We start from the raw sequence: 17,987 nt of genomic DNA, 5'->3' as shown, positions 1-17,987 counted from the left end.
TCTTCGTTAACTTTGAATACCAAGGTTTTGAAGAAACAATCCTACGTTTGAATGCTATTTTTTTGGATCAAGTCGAGTTGCATATTGCTGCACGTAAGAATCTACTAAGAAATGCCAGTCGTTGCATCATAATAAAATGGTATCGAATTAAATGATTTTGAAGCTTACACTTATTTTCCCTTGAAGATAAGAACACGGTTATTTTCAAAATCGCTTACGAACAATTGTTTACCGGCCAGATAAACACCATATGGACTATAAAGCGTTCTGGATGTTGGAGTCACTCCAGCAACTCCGGTTTGCGCGTCGTCATTTGCAGCATTGTTTATAAAATTACTTTGACCCAAAACTGTGTCCGCCGGTTGTCCGTTAGTTGTAGGAATTGAATTCCAGATTAAAACCCGATGGTTATTGGCGTCACCTATGATCAACTGTACGCCAGTAGAAAATACATTATAAACACCACCTACAAAAAGGCCTCCTGCCGTCGTCGTAGAAACTGCACTCTCCATAGAAGACTGCCCCAAAACCAGATCCGCCGGTTGCCCGTTAGTTGTAGGAATCGAATTCCAAATCAACACACGTCCGTTGTTTGAATCCGCAACAAATAATTTTGTCCCATCGGTCCAAACCCCTCCAGGAGTTGATAGAGAACTCGCAGTTGGTGTGGGGCCTCCCCGGTTGGGATTACATGAAGTGAAATCAGCCTGGCCTAGAACAATATCAGCAGGTGTATAATTAGATGTGGGGATTGTATTCCAAATCAAAACACGATGGTGACCTTCATCAGCGATGAATAGTTTACCATTCGCACTGGAAACTCCCTCGCTCGAAGACAAATCAGTGTTGGAACAGGTCCCAGCACCGACCGTTGTAAAATTTGAAATACCTAATACAACATCTGCCGCTACATTTGTTGTGGGTAACGAGTTATAGATCAAATGCCGATTGTTAGTTGCGTCAGCTACAAAGAATCTATTATTAGAAGAAGTTATACTCCATTGGAAACTAAAGGATGTAGCCGTCGGGGGATTTGCCAAGTTAGAAGAAACTAAATCTGTTTGGCCGATCACAAAGTCTGCTGTAGAACCATTCAAAGTAGGAATCTGATGGTAACCCAATATACGATGATTTCTGGAATCGGATATATATAGTTGATTACCACTGACAGTCACTGGTCCCGGTTGGTTCAAACTTGCTCCCGACAAAGGAGTAGACGAATTAGTCTCAAAATTGGGCTGACCAATGACAATGTCAGCGCTCTGGAAATTCGAGAATATAACAGCTGTTCCAGTATTTTTAAACCCACAATGCGGAGTATGGTCTCCGAGAATTTCTTTTAAAAATAGGGATTCCAAATAGGTTTTGCTAGCAGGGTCACAAGGATTTCCCAAATCAATAGCAGAACAATCGCTTAAACCGAGACAGAACTGCAGTACACTTAGGTATAAGCAAGTTTTAGATTTCAGAATCACCTTCAATTTTATACTCCATTAATAGCAAAAACTGTGTGCGAGAATCAGAGAAGAAACTCACCATGGGGTTTTCCCTAATTTTTCGACATTATTAGCAGTAAAGGACTTTAACTAACGAAAGTCGAGAAAAAAAGTTGGCAAAGGTTGATAATAAATAACGAGTATTAAGCGGAAGATGGGATTTAGACAATTAGAGCATTATTTTTTTCTAAATTGAGTATTTGCGTTCGGACTACTTTACCATTCAAAGTTATCATTTTCCCGTTCACGATTGGTTATATTTTACGGTATTCCAACCGTTCGTTTCAACTATCGAACGGATGGTTTCCATGAAATAGGAATGGCTCCCTACTTTTTTCAGATTCAGTTTGGTTTTGAAATTTTCTCCAAATACTTCGCAAGATTTCCAATATGCTGTTTTCCACCTTCAATGGCCCCATATTTCTCATTTACTCTTTCTAACTCTTGTTTGCTGGAAAAAATCTGCTCCATAATGAGATTTGTACCTTCTCCAACTGTTTCAAAAATGATTCTGGATTGGAAATTTACATCTTCATCACCTTCGCCATCGCCAATGTGTTTATACAAAATGGACTTAGGTTTTTGAATGTTGATAAATTGAATTTTATTTTGATAATCATGTCCATCGGGTCCATGCATAATAAATTCCCAAATCCCACCATTTGAAAAATCCAAACTTTTGATTGTTAATGTAAATCCATCTGGTCCCCACCATTCCGTTAAATGTTCAGGCTTCGACCAAACTTCAAAAAGAAGATCTACTGGAACATCAAAATATTTTTTATACGTAACCTTGTTTTCTTCAATAACTGTTTCTAAATTATTTTTTATCATTTGATCTCTCCATTTTTAATTTCATTACATAACGATCCAATTTATCCAAACGTTTCACCCAGAGGTTCTTGATTTCGATAATCCAATCTTCCATTTCCTTCATTCCTTGTTGGTTCAGGCTATAAATACGTTTCTGCGCTTCTTTTTTCACATTGAGGATTTTTGCTTCTTTGAGTAATTTTAGATGTTGCGAGACAGCAGGAGGACTCATTTGAAAATTTTGACTAATTTCTGTGGAAGTGAGCTCTCCATTTTTAGCTACGAGTCGCACAATATCCCTTCTTGTTTCATCTGCCAACACAGCAAAAGCATTCATAACGCAAATATTAAGCAATCACTTAATTAAGTCAATACTTAATTAGAAAAACACGAATCCACTTCTTTTTTTAAATCGAATCCTTTCGAGTAGTTTTGGACCTTTTGGTGTTTGCTCTAGAAATCGATAGGATCTGCTAGTTTAACAGATGTTTATCGAAAGTCTCCTGAACTAATCTGATCTATGTTCATCTGCAAATTTCTAGAATCAGTATGATTCCAATTAAAAATTTACTTTTACCTTTTTTATCATATTTATGTTTTTTTTATTGCAAACGTTCTATAATCCTATGTCATTCTCATTCAGTTGTAAACTACAGAACCATGTTCTCGTAACAGACCAAAGATCGGAAAATACCAAATGAGGAACTTAAATGACAACATCACTTCTTAGAAATCCATCTGTCGTGGTGATCGGTGCAGGAATGACAGGCATCCTACTTGCGATTGAACTAGAAAAAGCAGGGATCACAGACGTTACCATCTTAGAGAAAAAAAACGATCTGGGAGGAACTTGGAGAGAAAATACATATCCCGGAGTTGCCTGCGACATTCCTGCTCATATGTATACTTACAGTTTTGAACCAAATCCGGAATGGAGCCATCGTTTTGCCCACGGAGACGAAATCCAAGCTTACTTCAAACGCGTTAGTGAAAAATACAAAGTCACACCCAAAATCCATTTCAATGAAGCCGTTTCAGAGGCCTCCTACCAAAATGGAAAGTGGACGACAAAAACGAATCAGGGAAAAACTTACGTTTCTGATTTTCTGATTTCTGCAACGGGGATTTTACACCATCCAGCTCGTCCGAACATTCCAGGCCTTGATTCCTTCCAAGGAAAATGTTTTCACACGGCTGAATGGGATCATTCGGTCGACTTAAATGGAAAACGAATTGGAATCATAGGAACAGGTTCTACGGCAGCACAAGTCATTCCTGAAATGGTCAAAGTGGGAAAAAAAGTTTCCGTTTTCCAAAGAACTCCCCAATGGATCGTTAAGGTTCCAGATGCCAATTATTCGGAAAAAGATAAAGAACGTTGGAGAAACGACCGTAATATCCTCAAACGATTTCATAAATGGTATACATTTGCTGTAGAACAAACGTTTTCAAAAGCCGTTATTGGCAAAAAACTCCCTCATATGCTCATGAGTTTTCTATGTAAACGAAATCTAAAAAAATCTGTCAAAGATCCAATATTACGGACAAAACTAACACCTAACTACCGCGTAGGTTGCAAACGTGTGATAGTGAATTCTACCTTTTACGATGCAATTCAAAAACCAAATGCAGATTTAGTAACAGAAGGAATCGAAAAAATCACAGAAAAAGGTGTGGTGACAAAAGATGGAAAACTCCATGAACTGGATGTTTTGATTTTAGCAACAGGATTTCACCCATTCAACTTTATGAGACCAATGAACCTAACAGGAAAAGATGGAATCTCGATCGAAACCGTTTGGAAAAAGAAAGTCCAAGCTTATCGCTCTCTCTTCATTCCTCACTTTCCCAATTTTGTATTGATGCTCGGACCAAATACTCCCATTGGAAATTTCTCTGTCATTGCAATGAGTGAAGTGCAAACTAAATATATAATGAAGATCATCCAAGATTGGAGAAAAAAGAAATTTGATTCTATTGAGACCACAGAGGATGCCTTAAAACAATTTGCGGCTTACCTCAAGGCTGGAATGAAAGATACAGTTTGGCTCGGTGGTTGTCAAAGTTGGTATTTGGATCCAGATGGAGATCCAGCGATGTGGCCTTATACCTGGAGTCGTTGGGAAAAGGAGATGAAAACTCCCGAATACAAAGACTTTGTTTTGCAGTCCTTTTGACTTTTTTTAAAATCCTAAACAACATTTTTACCGGTATTGCAAACCAATACCGGTTTTTTTTTCTACTTTAGTTTAAATTTTTAAAATGACTTTTCCAAATTGTACCTTCAAAACTTTCCGAAAGAACTGGTTTAAATGAATCAATTTCTTCTGGAGAATTTTTAATTTTAGTAATCGTTTCAATTCGAACCTGTTTAGTATGTCCGCCGATGACAGCCGTCAATAAAACATCTGCTCTATTGTTTTCTACACCTGGTGCGATTTTTTTTGACAGTTCTAGCTGGTTTCCTTGTAAGTTCAGACCATCTTTTGCAATCATACAGTATATAGTTCCTAGAATATTCATTTCATTCTCTTTGACTCGAAAGGTCGATTTTGTAATTGATTCATCATCTAAAATTACGAACAAGTCTGCAGAATGGTTGGACTGTTGGTCCAATCGATAAAAGCCAGCTATAACATAATCACCAGGTTCTAAATTTAAAAAAGTTACCTGATCACGACTTTCAAATGTAGATTCAACTACTGGCAATTCCGCATAGTTTTTTTTATCTTTTGATAATTTCATCAAAAATACTTTAGATGCTAATCTATCAGGCACCAAAGGAAAATATATGGGGAAACCAATTTTTAAGGTAACTGCACCTGATTTATTATTAATATTGTTAGTAGTGGGCTTCTTGACTGGAGTTACGCATCCAATGAATGTGATCAAAGAACATATCAAGAGAATGGATTTGAATGATTGTTTCATGGCTAAATAAAACACAAGTTATGTGTCGTTCGTCAAGTGTTAAAACGGGAGTTTCCTTTGTTTTATTGAAAATAAATATCAGAACTTCAATTAGCTTTTAATTTAAGAACTAAAAATTCTCTTCTGTTTCAACAATTACTAGAAAAGGGAATTTGTTTCCATCCAATTGGCTGACCAACTCCTCTAGCCATTTCAATTCGACACCCACACAACCAGATGTGGGTTTGTCCTCATTCCAAGGATGTAAAAAAATCATACTTCCAAACCCAGCCTTAGCCGGATTTGTATTGTGTTCAATCACAACAAATAATTCGTAAATTTCAGAATCCCATAAAGATACCGCACCTTTTTCTTTGTGTTTTATGAGTTGGTTGTAATTTTTAGAACTAGGAGAATCACTCCAATGAGAATTCTTTCGAATTTCAATGTATTCTAAATTTCTAATTTTCCTTTTTTGTTTGCCTACAATCCTTTTTATGGGAAAAATCCCTGCGGGAGTGTGTCCATCCCCTTCTCTTTTTTCCGCACCAAGGATGAGCCCACTTCGCCCAAGACGTACTGGTATTTTTTCAAGGATCGGCGTCCATTCTCCCTCAGTGAGTGTGTAAAAATTTAAAGTTCCGGTGGTCTCACCAGGTTTTGCGGTGATGAAAAGGATCTGTTCTGAGTCCAGGAGAGGAGAATCTGGTAGAGAATTTCCTTCACCAGAAAGCGGGCAGAGTGAAAAAAAACAAAGAAAACTAAAAAGAACAGTGATACAATAGATTTTGGGGCATTGAAATTGCTTGGATTTTAGGGAGAAACCTAAAAAATGGAAAGAGGATGCTAGGGATTTCGGAGAGTCGATGGATGTAAAACTCTAGGATGATTCGGATGGCTCCCCCTGCTGGGCTCGAACCAGCGACCCAATGATTAACAGTCATTTGCTCTACCGACTGAGCTAAAGGGGAATCTCGAATCTGTGACCATGCTACGTAGGAAGGTCGCTAGGTCAACGAAAAAAAATATTTAGAGCCAACAGAAATTTTGCAAAAATTCTAAAAAATCAGGGAAGCCAGGCTGAAAAAATGGATGTTTCCAACGAAAGATACCTTCATTGTGACATAATCCTCTCCGCTCCTGGTAGGGGACAAAAATAGAAATTGTATATGTTGTTGTAGATGGGGTCTGCATGAAAATTGAGAGGCATTTTACCAAAGGGAATACGGGTCTTTACCCGAATTTAACTTGGGTCCGTAAGGATTCTAAAATTACGAATACGGACGGGTCAGTTGTATTTGAGGCCAACGGAGTGGAAGTTCCGGATTTTTGGTCGCAGGTAGCAACAGATATCCTCGCGCAGAAATACTTTCGAAGAAAAGGTGTTCCCAAATATTTAAAGAAAGTAGCAGAAAAAGGAATTCCTGAATGGTTACAACGTTCGGTTCCAGATGATGAAAAACTTTCCGCTCTCAATCCAGAAGATAGATTTGTTGGCGAATCTGATTCCAAACAAGTTTTCCACCGCCTTGCGGGCTGTTGGACTTATTGGGGTTATAAATACGGTTATTTTACTGATGAAGATAGTGCTCGTGTCTTCTATGAAGAAGTTATTTTTATGCTCGCAAGCCAAATGGCTGCACCCAATTCCCCACAGTGGTTCAATACAGGGCTTCACTGGGCTTATGGAATTGATGGAAAATCACAAGGGCATTACTATGTGGATCCAAAATCAGGAAAATTAGTAAGATCAGCCTCTTCTTACGAACACCCACAACCGCATGCTTGTTTCATCCAATCTGTGGATGACGATTTAGTCAATGAAGGCGGAATCATGGATCTTTGGGTTCGTGAAGCACGTCTTTTCAAATACGGATCAGGAACAGGAACTAACTTTTCTAACTTACGTGCTGCCAATGAATCTCTCTCTGGTGGTGGAAAAAGTTCTGGGCTAATGTCCTTCCTTAAAATTGGGGACAGAGCTGCGGGAGCCATCAAATCCGGAGGAACCACTCGTCGTGCAGCGAAGATGGTTTGCCTTGATATGGACCATCCGGACATCGAAGAGTTCATTGATTGGAAAGTGCAAGAAGAGAAAAAAGTGGCATCCCTTGTTACGGGATCCATTCTCAACAACCGCCTCCTCAATGATATTATGAGCGCTTGTTCTTCCGCCAAACAAACACATGGTGAAGAAGCGGCTTACGACCCTGCTGCCAATTTAGATCTTAAAAAAGCGATCCAAAAGGCAAGAAAGGCATTTGTTCCAGACAACTACATCAAACGAGTGATTGACCTTTCCAAACAAGGTTACAAAGATCTACTCTTTGAAGAATTGACAACTGATTGGCAATCCGAAGCTTATAATACTGTTTCTGGACAAAACTCCAATAACTCTGTGCGAATCACAAATGAGTTTATGGAAGCAGTCGAAAAAGACCTTCCTTTCCACCTTTATAACAGAACGGAAAAAGAAAAAGCAAAGGCTGGGAACAGAGAAGCAAAACCTTCCAAAACTTTACGTGCGCGTGACCTCTGGGAAAGAATTGCGAATGCTGCTTGGAACTCTGCAGACCCAGGAACACAGTATCATAGCACGATTAACGAATGGCATACTTGCCCAGAAGACGGAGCTATCAATGCATCGAACCCTTGTTCCGAGTATATGTTCCTAGACAACACAGCGTGTAACTTAGCTTCCGCAAACCTTGTTAAATTCTTAAAAGAAGACGGAAGTTTTGATGTCGCGGGATACCGTTACTTAAACAAAATTTGGACCATCATCTTAGAAGTATCTGTGCTTATGGCGCAGTTCCCTTCCAAAGAAATTGCAGAACTCTCCTACAAGTTTAGAACTTTAGGATTGGGATATGCCAACCTTGGTTCCCTTCTTATGATCATGGGAATTCCTTATGATTCACAAGAAGCAATGGCTGTGACTGGTGCGATTTCTTCCATCATGCATATGACTTCTTATGCAACCTCAGCAGAGATGGCAAAAGAACTCGGACCGTTCGCTGGATACGAAAAAAATAAAAACCACATGCTTCGTGTCATTCGTAACCATAGACGTGCCGCTTACAATGCACCGAAAGAAGAATACGAAGGCCTCACAATCACTCCTGTGGGAATCAATCCATCTTTTCTTCCTTCCTACTTACTCGAAGCGGCGAAAGAAGATTCTGACAGAGCATTGGAACTTGGGGAATTGTATGGATATCGCAACGCACAGGTAACTGTGATTGCTCCAACAGGAACCATTGGTCTTGTGATGGACTGTGACACGACTGGAATTGAACCAGACTTTGCTCTCGTAAAATACAAAAAATTAGCTGGTGGTGGATACTTCAAAATCATCAACCAATCAGTGCCAGTGGCTCTTAAAAAACTTGGATATAGCCAAGCAGAACAAGATGCGATTGTAAATTACTGTAAAGGTCATGCTACTTTCAATGGAGCACCAGGTGTCAACACAGCTCGTTTGAAAGAAAAAGGTTTTACAGAAGATGTATTGGAAAAACTCGAAAAACAACTTCCATTTGTTTTTGATATCCAATTTGCATTCAACAAATTTACATTAGGTGAAGATTTCCTTTCCAAAACATTAGGAATTGATGCTAACGTTTACAACTCTATGAGTTTTAACCTTCTAGAGACACTTGGATTTTCTGCAGATGAAATCGCACAAGCAAACGATTATGTTTGTGGAACCATGACCATCGAAAACGCACCTTTCATCAAAGAGAAAGATCTAGCTGTTTTTGATTGTGCAAACAAATGTGGAAAATACGGAAAACGTTTCTTATCTTATCAATCACATATCCGAATTATGGCTGCGGCACAACCATTCATTTCGGGTGCGATCTCCAAAACGATCAACCTTCCCGAGGAGGCAACCATCGAGGATGTGAAAAACGCATACCTCATGTCTTGGAAAGTGATGATCAAAGCAAACGCACTTTACCGTGATGGATCCAAACTTTCACAACCGCTTAACTCCGTATTCCAGTTGTTAAGTGCTGTGGGCGAGGAAGAGGAAGAACTTCAAACTTCTTCTGCTCCTAAAACGGTCACAGAAGTGGCGGAAAAACTTGTTTATAAATACATTGCGGAAAGAAGAAAACTTCCACACCGCCGTGCAGGTTATACACAAAAAGCAATGGTGGGTGGTCACAAAGTATACCTTCGCACTGGAGAATACGAAGACGGCCAACTCGGTGAAATCTTTATCGATATGCATAAAGAAGGAGCGGCTTTCCGTTCTCTTACGAATGCGTTTGCAATTGCAGTTTCCCTTGGTTTACAACATGGAGTTCCACTAGAAGAATTTGTCGAAGCATTCACATTCTTCAAGTTTGAACCAAATGGTATGGTTTCTGGTAACCCTCATATTAAGATGTCAACTTCTGTGATCGATTACATCTTTAGAGAACTTGCGATTACCTACCTAGGAAGATACGACTTGGCACAAGTATCTCCCGAAGACCTAAGAACTGATGAAGTAGGAAGAAAAGCAGATCCGACAAAGGATCTCGGGGGAAAGCAGGAAAGTAGCGGACTCCGTGTTCCGCTACAAGTTTCTCCCATTTCCATGAAGTCTGTTTTGGAAGAAAAACCGGAACCGGTGGCAGTTGCTTCTGGAACACCAACAGCAGCACAATCGGCAGCAGCAACTCTCAAAATCATTGGAGAAGCGAGAACCAAAGGATATACAGGAGATTCCTGTACAGAGTGCGGTTCCTTCCAAATGGTTCGTAACGGAGCTTGTCTGAAGTGTATCTCTTGCGGATCCACGACCGGTTGTTCGTAAAACCTAAACTCCAATCAAGATCTTAAACTCTGATCGTTTCGACCCGAGTTTAAGATGGATAAAAAAAGAGATCTTTGGAACAAAACCCTTAGGTCTCTTTTTTTATCTCTTTTGCCTCTCTGCTAAATTTGAGATCTGAATGATCATCACCGTGTAGCCCACAAGCACAGTATGCATTTTGCGAGATGACTTATCAATCAAATACAATCTAGAGAATCTAGTTAGGAAATTATAATATTCTTAGAAAGGATGAACATAGTGACCCCTTAACAGGACGGGATGCCATTCTTTCAAAAGATCCTATTCTTTGGAGGGTATACTACGTTAAAAACTCAAGGAACCGGAGCCGGTTCAATCGAAGTATCTTCCGCTTTTGGTGCACCGCCACCTAACTGATTCAAGTTGGGAAGATCCACTTTTGGAGAAGAAAATGTGCCACGAATTGGGATACAAGTTTTTCCTCCTTCTTGGGGAAGTAAGGCAACCATTCCCACCAAATCTTGGCGTTCCTGGGCAAATTTTTCAGTCAGAGTAAAACAAACCTTTAGGTCCAATTGCGAAAATGATAAGGTATCAGAAAGACGGACCACTCCTTGGAATTGGAATTTGGCAAGGGAAGATTCCAAAATCCCACGTTCCAAAAGTAACTTTCCCGAACGAATTTTAAATACTATATTCGCCTTACGGATATCAGTTCCTTTTAAACTTCCTAAAAATGGAATTTCGGCAGATTCTTTTATTTTTCCACCAGAAAGGTCGATCTCCCCCTCTCCATTCCATTTTGTAATTTTGTCATCGATCGGTGATAAGCGAAGGGGAATGTCCAAAGTTTGGATGCTCATGGCCCATTCACTTCCTTCAAAACCAAAATAACCGATATTGGCATCACCTTCTAATTTTGATTGCAAAAGTCCCAAGAGAGAAATTCCTAAACTAATTTCTTCCGCTTTGATTGACGTCCCCGTTGGAAAACTCGCAACAAAACTATCAAAAGATTTTCTTCCAATCATTGGAAAGTGAATTTCTTTGGCATCCATAAAGATACCAGTTTCCTTTCCTGTTTTAATCAACACAGAACGAACAATTTCATTTAAAGGGAAAATAAATAAAGTGAATACCAAGAAGGAAACAACGGCAATCGCAACTAAAGTTAAAATTTGTTTGCGGTTGACTTTTGAATGTTCTTCATCCCCATCTTCATCAAACAAATCACCATCATCTTCCAAAAGACTCTCTTGGATTTCTTGGTCTTCATTGTCTAGGAAATCTTCTTCCAACTCATTTTCTTTTGGCATCTTATTTCCCTTTGGACAAACGACTATAGGATGAGACTTTTAAGTTTACATCATAAATTTCTTTTTCAGCAAACGGTTTTCGAAAACTAAGCAAATCTACCTTTGCTTGGATTTGTTTGTTCTTTTCTATATCATAGACAAGTTTGATAATGTCTTGTAAAAGCACCGAACGAAAGGATACATCAATCGTTATTTTATTATAGTCCTTTTGAATGACATTACTTGTGTCCTTCATGGTTTGAACTTTGTCTTTTAAGTTGTATCGAACGAGGATTTGATCCAATTTCGAATACATGATGCTTACATCTTCTTCACTTCCACCAGACTGCAAACCACGTAAATAATTGTATTCCCGAATCACTCGGTCGAGCTCTGTTGCCTGTGATCTGGTTTCAAAAATTTCTTCCGTTAAGCCATTTCTTAAGTCAGAAAAAAGTGTGATGATTGTATAAATCCCAAGTAAAGCCACAAAACTAATGAGCCCTGTGACTAAAACACGTTCTCTATCATTTAGACGATCAAACATTAAGGTTCATCCTTCGGAGTCACAACATCCATTTTGATTTTAAAACTGACTTTGAATTTGTTAACACCAGTGATGAGTCTTTTGTTTTGGATTTGAATATTCGTAAATTTTTCAGATTTTTCAAGTGCTGATTGGATGGTTCCAATTTCTCCAAATTCGTTCACTCGCCCGTAAATTTGAATTTCCTTTTCTTCAAAATTAAACTGATCCAAAATAAATGGTAAAACATCTGGGGATGGAAATTGTTCCGTGGCTTCATTCAAAACGTCCAAAACACTTTCTTGTGAAAGAAAAAGGCGGTAAATTTCGGTTTTTTTACGTTCTGCTTTTAATTTTTTACTAGCTGCGTCAAGTGGATCTTCATCTTCTCCCAGTTCTCCACCAATCCCATTTTTATATTTCTCCAGTAACACCTGTTTATTGGCAGAAATTTTTCGTTTATCTAAAATAATTCCGATAATGAAAACGCCAAACAAAAGAACAAGAGATATGCTAACTAAAATTAAATGAGGTTTAAAGGCAGATAATTTAAACCGATTTGTATGAATTCTTTTTGCAAACCCGGTTTCTAAAAAATTCACCCGGTTTCTGGATTCAAAATGTGTGCCTGTAGCGACCGCCGTCACAAAACTTGGATCTTCAATTCCTAAAAACTCATACCTTCCCGTTTTAATTCCTAATTTTTCTTCTAAATAAGAAGTAAGGCCAGGGTATAAACTAGCCCCACCTGATAAAAGAATTAGGCTTGGTCGTTCTGTTTCGGGAAGTGAAAAAATACTATTTTCAACTTCGTGAATCAATTGGTCAATTTTTGCTAAAATAAATTTTCGAAGAGATTTCCATTGAACAGAAGTCATATGAAACTTTGAAAGAAAACTACTTTCCTCTGATTTTTCAATAGTTTCAAAAAGAAATCCAACAGGAAGTGATTCCTTAAGAACCCGAGCATCTTCTAGTTCGATCCTTAACAAATTTGAAATCTCTAAACTTACATCCTCTCCACCAATATAAATTTGGCGAGTATGCCGAAGTTTTCCTTCAAACACCACATTGAGAATGCTATACTTTCCACCCAAATCGAGTTGTAAGATGGTTTGTTCTGCAAGTAACAAAGGATAGTTTTTTGTAACAAGAGACGACAAAGCAAAGGAATCAAGAGACAAACAAGATAATGAAAGATCTCCTTTAGCAAAAGGTTTTAGGGCCCGAAGCAATTCCGAGTGGTGTACATTAAAGGAAATGACTTCAGAGTTTTCTTTATTTCCTCTCCATGTTTTACCAATCACTTCCAATTCTTCCATGGGATAAGGAACCAGATTTTCCACTTCAAAAGGCAAAACTTCTTGGATGGCTTTTTCTGAAACCAAAGGAACTGTCAGATCGCGTACAAAAAGATTGTGGATTCCTAAGTTGAGGAGAAAACGATTCTCTTCGGGAAAAAAACTTTGAATGAAACGAATGATATTGTATTCGAAGGGATCCCCTTCTGATTCATCCAGTTCCACAACAGGAAGGCTTTCTGTGCGAAGGATCACAATTTTTCCAAGAACCTTTTTAAAAAGAACTCCTTTGAGAAACGTGGAACCATAATCGATTGCTAGGTATTGGTCAAATGATAACATAATTAATCTTCAGTATAGTATAACATTTGGTTGTTGGTAAGGTCAAAAAGACCCGACACTTTCCGAACCACTTTATCCTTGATAATCCCAACCCCTGTGATTTTATAAACTTCGCCCTTGGTTTTGATACGCCCACCAGAGACATCTGTTCCCTCACCCGCCAGTTCCTTATACAGAGTGAGGTCCCCTGTCGTTTTTACTTGGAATTCTGGTTCGGTCTCCAGATCTTTCAATTCTTTAATATAGCCTCCTTTCTGCAACTTGAGTTTCAAAATTTTCATGGCCGCCTGTTTGGTCATAAAGTCGGAAAGCGAAATTAGGACAAAATAGGGGGCTGTATTGATATTGATCCGATCATCGTAAGAATCGCCCGCAGGTAAATAGGCAGTGATATTGTTGGAGAGCACATAATCCTTATCGGAACGAAGGGCCCTTTCCTCTTCCGTCATAAAGTCCTTTGAGTTATTTTTGTCATAGTCCTTGGGTTTCAAACTTTCATAGACAACAGATCGATCAAATCCCTTCACACTCAAAAGCTCTGAAAGCGAATAGAGGGGTGCATTTTTGATTTTTCGAGGTGGTGAAAGCCTATTGTAATAGTACTGTTCTGCCCCTCCTCCCGTTTCTTGGTGGTTTTCATCAATCCAATCCAAAATAGGAAAAATCATCTCTCGTTTCAATCCAAACTGATAAAATAGACGAGTGACCATTTCAATGGTTCTTTGGTTGGGTTGGTCATCATAAATTTTTACAAGAGAGTTGATATTGATTTTTCCATCTTCCGGACTCATCGTGTAATAGATAACACCCCCACCCAAAGGAATGGGAGGCGGATCCATCGCAAGACCAGATTGGTATAAAACCTCTTCCGGAATTTTCTTAAGTGCTCCCACTGCCCCCATAAAACCTGCCTTGGCTAGCATATGGGCACGAAATCCGTCAGCCTGAGAACGAGCCACTCGGTACTCCGTTGCAGCATCTTCAAAGAATTTTGAGGCTGTGAATAGAGAAGCCGTACCTATGGCCATCACAAGGAGATAGACCATAAATCCTTTTTTGACTTTTTTATTTGTAGAGGATAACCGGATGCGCCAGCGATTCATATTTAACAAAGGCATTCCCCACTAGTGATATAATTTCAAACCGAATGAGTCTTGGAATTTTTTTGGTCGTACGGGAATTCCAATCATCAACCCATTTATCCCCCCGCTCAGAAAATTTCATTTGAAAACTTTTTACATTTTCTAATAATACATGTTCGACTCCACCTTGCGTTGGAAAGGTATCAATCATTTCATCTTCCCGGCGGATTAGATAAGACAATCCATCCATTTTGGGATTGGGCATCTTTCGCAAATAAAAAGAAACTTCTCTGACGGAAGCCTGTCCTTCTTCTTCGGAATTGGGATTAGAAGTGGCGAATACAATCCGGTCGTTTCTTGTACCTGTCACTCCATCTTGTTTGCCCACAAATAAAATTCTCTTTTGATTATCTATAAAATAGGTCCTAGAGAGTGTTCCCCGTATATTTTCCATTGCATAAAGGATGTCTTTACGATTAGCTCCTTTGTTCGAAGCTCCTTTTTTTGAAATCTTATTCGCTGTATAAAATACAGAGAATATTCCTGTAAAAATTACCGCCATAATCATCACAACAATGGAAATCTCCACCAATGTGAATCCACGTTTATGCCGATAAACAAACATTAGTATTTAGTACTCCTGAATGTTTCTACACTATATGTTTCTTTTTTGTTTCCATCCATATAAAAAATGGATACTTTTACTCGAAATACTTTTAAAACTCCACCTGTTTCAAAACTTTTTTTCTGACCTCTTTTTTTCATAAGGTCACTAAGCCCTACATCTTTATCACCTAACATGTCTTTCGGTGCTTTGTTTCGCAGAGCTTCCGCATTCGGACCACCTGCAAGTTTGAGTAGATCCATTTCTTCTTCTTTGATTTCTGTTTCGAAAGTGTATCCAGGGAAGGCATCGATGGAACCACGAGAGGTATCTGTTTGCATGGTAGTAGAGGAATCAACCTGAGCCATTTTAATCTTTGCCAAATGGACTGCGTTGGCTAGTAGGACAGCTTTTTTCTGATAAGAAATTCCTTCTGCAATCAGAGAATATGTATAAGTCATCACCATTGCTGCCATTGCCATTGCAATTGTGACCTCAAAAAGAGTAAAAGCTGGACGGAGATAACTATTTAGGTTGGGTTTTAGCATTGGAGTCTATCTGTTCATCTCTTTCATCGAGCCCATAGGAAATTTTCTGGATCTGGTTTGTTTCTGGTTCTGGAAAAAATTCTGTTTTATGGATTTTGATTTTTCCACCATATCGGTAGATTTGAATGGTTCTTTTAATTTCCGTATCGGAGCCAACGTATAAAAACAAATCAGTAGTGGTTCCTTGAGGAGTAAATACAATTCGAATTTTTCCTTCTGATTTTGGCTTACCACCTAAGTCACGTACGCTGACAATTTTTGAATAAAATGGTAAGGTAACCTTCTTTAAAATGGCTTCTTCTTCCAGACCTCCTTCCTCTCTTTTCAAAAGAAAAAACTGGTATTCTCTTTTTTCAAAGTCGTATTGGAATAAAACAGATTGGTTTGTGAGCTGGGCTTTGTTGTATCCGAATTTAAAAGATTCTTGCAGTTTTACTGCAAGATCTTCGGTAGAAGGGATGATTAGGTTACGAAGCGTTCCTCCGACAATCACCATAATCAGACCAAGAATGGAAATTACAACGGCAATCTCAATCAGAGTGAGACCACCTCGTAATTTCCTTTTGGTTTTCAAAACCGAAATTTTATCGGAAAGCGGCCGGGTAATCATCCGGTGAAAGGATATTAAAATCTTTATTTTTTCCTTCTCCACCTTCTTTTTTATCTTCACCCAAAGTGAGAATTTGAGGAACAGCTCCTTCAAATTTCAAAACATAAGGTGTTTTCCAAGGATCTTTTAATACTGCTTTTTCACGAACGATTGGTTCGTAATCATCACCGATTTTATCATCGTCTGGTTTTTCAATTAAAGCTTGTAACCCTTGTTCTTCGGAAGGGTATTTGTCATACACTTCTAAATAACGTTCCAGTGCCGTTTTCAAAACTGCGCTATCATTTTTAAGCTTCAATTTTTTTTCGCCTTCACCCCGGTTTCCGATACTGGAGTAAAGAATAGCCATAAGAGATCCTAAAATGAGCATTACCACGGTAATCTCGATTAGAGTTAGTCCCTCACGTATCTTTCTGTGTTTCCCTTTAGTTTTCATAAACTCTACATCCCCTGGATTTCTTGAGTTAGTTTGTACATTGGCGTCATAATCGCCGCCATGATTGTAAAAATAATTCCACCCATTACAATGATCATCATTGGTTCTAATGATTGGGTCAAAGATTTTATTGCCGTATCCACCTCGGATTCGTAGATTTCCGAGAGTTTATTCATCATTTCGGGTACTTTGTCAGACGCTTCCCCCGCACTGAGCATCCCAAGAACCATTTGCGGTAGGACCTGGGATCCTTGTAGAGAATCCGAAAGTTTCCCGCCCTCTTTGATTTTAATGATTGCCGCTTCAATTTCTTCTTTAAAAACCGTATGGCCTACAACATCGGATACAATGTTCAAAGAAACGATGAGAGGAACTCGATTCAGAAGTAAAATCGATAAATTCCTAGCAAAATTTGAAACCAAAATTTTTCTAAGTAAGGTTCCAATCACCGGTAACCTTAACAAAAATTTGTCCCAAGTTTTTTTCCCTTCGCCTGAACTTTTCCATTTCATAAAACTGAGGAACCCACCGGCAATGGCACCGAGAATTATAAACCAATAATTGGTCAAAATATAAGATAAAAAAATAACACCTCTAGTCAGTAAGGGAAGTTTGGCATCAAAGGAAGCAAACAACTGTTCAATTTGCGGAATGACCACCACAAGAAGGAAAATGGAAACACCTAAGGAAAGTAAACCCATGATCATGGGATAAATCATCGCCACTTGGACTTTGGATTTTAATTCAGAAGATTTTTCTTCTAATTCAGCTAACCGGTGCAAGGTGTTTTCGTAATTTCCAGTAGACTCACCGACTGAAATTAGACTTGGATACTGGTCAGGAAAAACTGTTTTATGTTTTTTCATGGACTCAGAAAGACTCATCCCTTCTGTGATGTCTGCCCGCATCTCAATCAAAACTTTTTTGAAGTAGATGTTTTCCACTTGGTCAATGATCGATAACAAACATTTATCAAGTGGGATACCCGCACCAAGTAGTGTTCCTAGTTGTTTACAAAATAACCCTACTTCTTTTCTGGGAATTCGATATAATAATTTTGATAAAAACGGGAAAAGTTCTCTTTCTTCTTTTTCACGATCTTCTTGGATGGAACGAACATAAAGCCCTTTCGCCTTTAGTTTGTTACGAGCCGCCTGAAGATTCGGGGCATCGATAATATTCTTTTCTTCTTTCCCCTTTCTGTTGAATGCAACATAAGTATAAAGTGGCATAAA

General features: G+C 38.7%; 16 protein-coding genes and 1 tRNA gene. 2 read left to right on the top strand and 15 right to left on the bottom strand.

The window, feature by feature from the left end; translation table 11 throughout:
• Nucleotides 1-170 precede the first annotated feature (170 nt).
• From EHQ47_RS10370 to EHQ47_RS10360, 3 genes are all read right to left on the bottom strand, one after another.
• On the bottom strand, nucleotides 171-1,358 hold the full coding sequence (locus EHQ47_RS10370) for an NHL repeat-containing protein (RefSeq protein ID WP_244290299.1): 1,188 nt from the start codon (nucleotides 1,356-1,358) through the stop codon (nucleotides 171-173).
• Between the two features lie 480 nt (nucleotides 1,359-1,838).
• Nucleotides 1,839-2,330 carry an SRPBCC family protein gene (locus tag EHQ47_RS10365; protein WP_135749676.1) on the bottom strand — a complete coding sequence of 164 codons (492 nt, stop codon included), beginning with the start codon at nucleotides 2,328-2,330 and terminating at the stop codon, nucleotides 1,839-1,841.
• The gene (locus EHQ47_RS10360; protein ID WP_135749675.1) at nucleotides 2,317-2,646 is read right to left on the bottom strand and encodes an ArsR/SmtB family transcription factor; all 330 of its coding nucleotides are present in this window, start codon (nucleotides 2,644-2,646) and stop codon (nucleotides 2,317-2,319) included. Before EHQ47_RS10360 ends, EHQ47_RS10365 begins: the two co-directional genes overlap by 14 nt.
• A gap of 373 nt (nucleotides 2,647-3,019) precedes the next feature.
• Between EHQ47_RS10360 and EHQ47_RS10355 the strand changes: the two genes are divergently transcribed.
• Nucleotides 3,020-4,486 carry a flavin-containing monooxygenase gene (locus tag EHQ47_RS10355; RefSeq protein ID WP_135749674.1) on the top strand — a complete coding sequence of 489 codons (1,467 nt, stop codon included), beginning with the start codon at nucleotides 3,020-3,022 and terminating at the stop codon, nucleotides 4,484-4,486.
• A gap of 67 nt (nucleotides 4,487-4,553) precedes the next feature.
• Here the strand turns inward: EHQ47_RS10355 and EHQ47_RS10350 are convergent, their stop codons facing one another.
• The 3 genes from EHQ47_RS10350 to EHQ47_RS10340 form a co-directional block, all read right to left on the bottom strand.
• Nucleotides 4,554-5,201, bottom strand: coding sequence for a hypothetical protein (locus tag EHQ47_RS10350; RefSeq protein ID WP_135749673.1), 648 nt, complete (start codon nucleotides 5,199-5,201; stop codon nucleotides 4,554-4,556).
• Nucleotides 5,202-5,349: 148 nt separating this feature from the next.
• Nucleotides 5,350-5,805 carry a L,D-transpeptidase family protein gene (locus EHQ47_RS19830; RefSeq protein ID WP_279638205.1) on the bottom strand — a complete coding sequence of 152 codons (456 nt, stop codon included), beginning with the start codon at nucleotides 5,803-5,805 and terminating at the stop codon, nucleotides 5,350-5,352.
• 309 nt (nucleotides 5,806-6,114) lie between these two features.
• Nucleotides 6,115-6,190 (bottom strand) — tRNA-Asn (locus EHQ47_RS10340).
• Nucleotides 6,191-6,411: 221 nt separating this feature from the next.
• Here EHQ47_RS10340 and EHQ47_RS10335 point away from each other — a divergent pair.
• The gene (locus EHQ47_RS10335; protein ID WP_135749671.1) at nucleotides 6,412-10,029 is read left to right on the top strand and encodes a vitamin B12-dependent ribonucleotide reductase; all 3,618 of its coding nucleotides are present in this window, start codon (nucleotides 6,412-6,414) and stop codon (nucleotides 10,027-10,029) included.
• A gap of 332 nt (nucleotides 10,030-10,361) precedes the next feature.
• Here the strand turns inward: EHQ47_RS10335 and gspN are convergent, their stop codons facing one another.
• From gspN to EHQ47_RS10290, 9 genes are all read right to left on the bottom strand, one after another.
• Nucleotides 10,362-11,324 carry a type II secretion system protein GspN gene (gspN, locus tag EHQ47_RS10330; RefSeq protein WP_135749670.1) on the bottom strand — a complete coding sequence of 321 codons (963 nt, stop codon included), beginning with the start codon at nucleotides 11,322-11,324 and terminating at the stop codon, nucleotides 10,362-10,364.
• Nucleotide 11,325: 1 nt separating this feature from the next.
• Nucleotides 11,326-11,850: a hypothetical protein gene (locus EHQ47_RS10325; protein WP_135749669.1), complete on the bottom strand. Its 525-nt coding sequence runs from the start codon at nucleotides 11,848-11,850 to the stop codon at nucleotides 11,326-11,328.
• Entirely contained in the window at nucleotides 11,850-13,472 is a 1,623-nt protein-coding gene (gene pilM, locus EHQ47_RS10320; RefSeq protein ID WP_135777136.1) for a cell division protein FtsA, read from the bottom strand. The genes EHQ47_RS10325 and pilM overlap by 1 nt, the downstream gene beginning before the upstream one ends.
• 2 nt (nucleotides 13,473-13,474) lie before the next feature.
• A complete protein-coding gene (locus tag EHQ47_RS10315) occupies nucleotides 13,475-14,575 on the bottom strand; it encodes a type II secretion system minor pseudopilin (protein WP_244290298.1) in 1,101 nt (366 codons plus the stop codon).
• Complete coding sequence (locus tag EHQ47_RS10310; RefSeq protein WP_135777135.1) at nucleotides 14,538-15,179, bottom strand: type II secretion system protein GspJ; 642 nt, start codon at nucleotides 15,177-15,179, stop codon at nucleotides 14,538-14,540. Before EHQ47_RS10310 ends, EHQ47_RS10315 begins: the two co-directional genes overlap by 38 nt.
• Nucleotides 15,179-15,706 (bottom strand): prepilin-type cleavage/methylation domain-containing protein, encoded by a 528-nt coding sequence (locus EHQ47_RS10305; RefSeq protein WP_135749666.1) that lies wholly within the window; start codon nucleotides 15,704-15,706, stop codon nucleotides 15,179-15,181. Before EHQ47_RS10305 ends, EHQ47_RS10310 begins: the two co-directional genes overlap by 1 nt.
• Nucleotides 15,684-16,202, bottom strand: coding sequence for a type II secretion system protein (locus EHQ47_RS10300; RefSeq protein ID WP_167482932.1), 519 nt, complete (start codon nucleotides 16,200-16,202; stop codon nucleotides 15,684-15,686). The genes EHQ47_RS10305 and EHQ47_RS10300 overlap by 23 nt, the downstream gene beginning before the upstream one ends.
• A gap of 88 nt (nucleotides 16,203-16,290) precedes the next feature.
• Nucleotides 16,291-16,752: a type II secretion system protein GspG gene (locus EHQ47_RS10295; protein WP_035983713.1), complete on the bottom strand. Its 462-nt coding sequence runs from the start codon at nucleotides 16,750-16,752 to the stop codon at nucleotides 16,291-16,293.
• Between the two features lie 5 nt (nucleotides 16,753-16,757).
• Nucleotides 16,758-17,984: a type II secretion system F family protein gene (locus EHQ47_RS10290; protein WP_135749665.1), complete on the bottom strand. Its 1,227-nt coding sequence runs from the start codon at nucleotides 17,982-17,984 to the stop codon at nucleotides 16,758-16,760.
• Nucleotides 17,985-17,987: the final 3 nt, after the last annotated feature.

Source organism: Leptospira bourretii, assembly GCF_004770145.1.
In the GTDB taxonomy this organism is placed as follows: Bacteria; Spirochaetota; Leptospiria; order Leptospirales; family Leptospiraceae; genus Leptospira_A; species Leptospira_A bourretii.
The sequence above is the reverse complement of the archived record's forward strand: the minus strand, read 5'-3'. Positions and strand labels throughout refer to the sequence as shown.